At 73.2% G+C, this 3,230-nt stretch carries 6 protein-coding genes; all 6 read right to left on the bottom strand.

The genetic code is table 11. The features are described 5' to 3' along the window. Nucleotides 1-60: 60 nt before the first annotated feature. The 6 genes from ACFVIM_RS34260 to ACFVIM_RS34285 all read right to left on the bottom strand — a co-directional run bounded on the left by ACFVIM_RS34260 (nucleotide 61) and on the right by ACFVIM_RS34285 (nucleotide 3,101). Entirely contained in the window at nucleotides 61-585 is a 525-nt protein-coding gene (locus tag ACFVIM_RS34260; protein WP_384310056.1) for a hypothetical protein, read from the bottom strand. 30 nt (nucleotides 586-615) lie between these two features. After that, on the bottom strand, nucleotides 616-1,242 hold the full coding sequence (locus tag ACFVIM_RS34265) for a hypothetical protein (protein WP_384310058.1): 627 nt from the start codon (nucleotides 1,240-1,242) through the stop codon (nucleotides 616-618). Between the two features lie 154 nt (nucleotides 1,243-1,396). Further along, entirely contained in the window at nucleotides 1,397-1,663 is a 267-nt protein-coding gene (locus ACFVIM_RS34270) for a hypothetical protein (protein ID WP_384310060.1), read from the bottom strand. A 153-nt stretch (nucleotides 1,664-1,816) separates the two neighbouring features. Then, nucleotides 1,817-2,107 (bottom strand): hypothetical protein, encoded by a 291-nt coding sequence (locus ACFVIM_RS34275; protein ID WP_384310063.1) that lies wholly within the window; start codon nucleotides 2,105-2,107, stop codon nucleotides 1,817-1,819. A 159-nt stretch (nucleotides 2,108-2,266) separates the two neighbouring features. Then, nucleotides 2,267-2,605, bottom strand: coding sequence for a hypothetical protein (locus ACFVIM_RS34280; protein ID WP_384310066.1), 339 nt, complete (start codon nucleotides 2,603-2,605; stop codon nucleotides 2,267-2,269). Between the two features lie 67 nt (nucleotides 2,606-2,672). Next, nucleotides 2,673-3,101, bottom strand: coding sequence for a DUF6197 family protein (locus ACFVIM_RS34285; protein WP_384310069.1), 429 nt, complete (start codon nucleotides 3,099-3,101; stop codon nucleotides 2,673-2,675). Nucleotides 3,102-3,230 lie beyond the last annotated feature (129 nt).

The following is a 3,230-nucleotide window of genomic DNA, read 5'->3' on the forward strand; positions in this document are numbered from 1 at the left end:
CCCCGGGGCGGAGCCCCGGCCTGGAGTTCCTGCCGCGGACCGGAGAGCCCTGGCGGGGCGTCAGTGTGCGGCGGGCCAGTCGCGGAGCCACCCGGCGACCAGGTCGCGGAGGTCGGCGGCCTCCGCGGCGCCGATGGTGACGAAGCCGCGCTTCCGGGGGCTCCGTGTCGTGAACAGGAGCCGCAGCAGGGGCCAGGGGCCGTTGAAGTGGTGCACGGCCAGGGTGGGGCCGCCCACGACCTCGAAGCCGAGGAGTGCGGGTTGGACGAGGCCCGCCGGCGACATGTCCAGGTCGAGTCCGGAGCGGACGTCCAGGTACTCCTGGGGGTTGGCCGTCCCGTACTGCGCCACCCAGCGGGAGAGGGTCTGGTGCAGGCTCTCCGCCCAGTTGTGCCAGAGGGGCAGCCAGCCGACCGCGTCGAACTCAAGTACACCCACACCGATGCTGCGGGGGTTGAGGGCCGCGAGGACCGGGCGGTCGACACCGCCCCCGGCGTCGATGGTGCGGGTGAGGGTGAGCACCTGGTCGACGCGGACGCCCTGGAGCGGATCACGGACTTGGTGAAGTCTCGGTTTCCTCGGCACACCGCGGTCAACGATCTGGGCGCGGACTGGTCACACCGGGGTGGTGACGGCGGCGTGAAGGGCCGCGATGCGCCGGGAGGCCCTTTCCCGGGCGGCCCGGGTGTCGCTGAGGACCTGGTCCAGGCGGTGCAGCTCCTTGTTGTACGTCTCCAGGTGGTTGGTGGCGGCGATCTGCCGGCCGGTGCGTTCGAGGGCTTCGCGGTCGGGCCTGGTTCGCCAGTGGGCAACGACGGCTCCGAGCACGGCCTCGGCGTGCCGGCGGGTGGCGGGCGGCAGGGGGACCGGGTTGGAGTCCTTGTCCCGCCGGGAGGTGCGCACCGGGGCGCCGGCGTCGAGGCGTTCGAAGGACACGCGGGTGAGGCTGGCGAGGGTGATGCCGTTGATCGTCAGCGGATCCGCCCGCTGGTGGGCGGGCGTTGCGGGTTCCGTGCCGAAGAGGACCAGGAGGTCGGCCGCCCACGGGCGGGGCGGCTCGGTGGGGTCCGCGAGCCGGGTTCCCGGTGAGAGGACCGCGTGGCCGTGGACATGGGGGCCGCGGAGCTTGTAGGTGCTTCTGGTGTCGGCCGGGTTGGTGGTGATGTCCATCCGCAGGAGGCCGTATCGGCCGAGGTGCTGCTCTGCGTAGGCGGCTGGCGGCTGTTCAGTGGTGATGGTCATGACCGTTTCGATCTCGGGAAGGGCGGCGGGGCCGCCGGGCAGGGGGCGGTGACGTGCGCGGGCCCTGCGACTCGACGGTGTCGCCGGGCCCGCAGATGGCGGGCGGCACGGTGCCGGGACGCGACAGTGCGCCCCGGGCCGGCACGGTGAGCGGCTACGGAACGAGCGACCACTCGTGGATGACGCGCCACGACGGCCCCAGGCCCGGCGCGCCGCCGGGGAGGCCAGGTACGGAGACGAACACTGCGGGGATGCGCTCCAGGGCCCGGGTGGTGCTCCACCCTTCAGCGGTGGTGTGGCGCTGGAAGTAGAAGACCCGGTTGCCGAGCACGCGCATGTGCTCGGTCCACTGTTCGCCGAAGTCGGGGCGATGACGGTGCTGGTCGAAGCGGGGGCCGATGATGAACGGCGTCGGCGACATGGATTCCTCGCAAGGAGTAGAGGGAACGGGCGGGAGGCATCGCGGCGGCGCTCCGTCGGAGCGAGCAGGTTGTTCTTCGGTTTCCGGCGGAGGAGCGCCGCGGGGGGACCGGCGGGCGTACGCGGGCACGACGGCTTGATGCCGCCGCTGCCTTCAGCGCCCGGACGGGGGCTGGGGCGGACGGGCGTGCCAGGGCTCCAGGTCCCAGGAGAGGTCTTGGCAGTCGACGCGAACGGTGTCCGGTACGGCGTCGGCCAGGGCGCCACCGGGGTTGAGCGCGTACACGACGGTCACGCGGAGAGCGGTGCCGGTGTGGTTGGGGAGTTGGCCTCTGAGCAGGGCGGCGACGTCCTGGGCGGTGGCCCGGTCGAGGGGGACGTACTGCCCGGTGATGCACCCGGTGCAGCCGCAGCCGGGCGGGTCGACGGCGGTCGGGGTGGTCATGACGATGTGGTCCTTTTCGGGTTCGGCGGAGGACGCCGGCCGGGGGCTGGCCGACCGACGGCGGGCGTACGCGGGCGGGGCGGCTCGATGCCGCCGCGTCCGCGGCCCCTGCGGCGGCGGGGCGCCCGGTCTTGGGGATGGGCGCCCCGGCTTTCGGTGTCAGGTGGTCGGGGCGTCCTGGTGCAGCCTCATCTGCCACACGGGGTGATGGGCAGGGACGGGGCAGGATTCCTTGGCCGCGCTGTGGTCGGGGCGGACTTCGCGGGGGATGTGGGGGCGTTCTGCCGGGTCGCAGATTTCCCGGGTCCGGATGGGTACGAGGTAGCCGGCCTCGTAGACGTTGACAGGGGCGTAGGACTGGTCCGGGCACAGGGTGAACATCAGGGTTCCCGAACGCGTCTGGACAAGCCACCACGTCGAGGTGGTGAGGCAGTCGCTGCGGACGTGCAGGGGGAATCGGCGGGTGTCGGGCTGCGGGCGGGTGGCCGTGAGCTGCATGGGAAGGGCCTTTCCGTAGAAGTGGGTGAGAGCGGGCGGGTGTGCGCTCGGTGGTGCCGGGGCGGGGTCAGAAGAGGCGGTGAATGGTTCCTGCGGCGGCTCGGAGGGCTTGGGCGGCCTGCTCGGCGGTCCTCCCGGGAACCGCGCTCCACTCGTCCATGACGGATCGGTGGAGCCATCGGGCGCTGTCGGTGGTGTCGGCGGCGAGCGGGCACCCGGCGAGGTACTCGGCGAAGGCGCGGTATGCCTGGTCCCGACCTCGTCCGATGGCGGCCCAGTCGTAGGTTCGGCTGCTGCTTCCTCGGCCGTTTCCGGCGGCCACGTCGATGGCGCCCCGGGGCCAGCAGGGGAGAGTGACCGTACGGCCGATGCCGGCGAAGAGCTCGGAGCCCTGGTGGAGGCCGACGGCCGTGATGTGGCAGGCGGCCCATTCGAGGATCGCGGCGGGGTCGGCGGGGATGACGATGCTCTCGGGGTTGTAGCGGATGCGGGGCACGGTGATCCGTCCGGGGGGGGGCTGGGGGGCGGCGCCGGGCTGGGGCACCGCCGGGTGGGGTGTTCGGCGGGAGGGGCGCGTACGGCGGCCGCTTCCGTGTCAGGGTGGGCGCGCGCGGGCGCGGCGCTG

This window comes from Streptomyces sp. NPDC057638 (assembly GCF_042800315.1).
GTDB lineage: Bacteria > Actinomycetota > Actinomycetes > Streptomycetales > Streptomycetaceae > Streptomyces.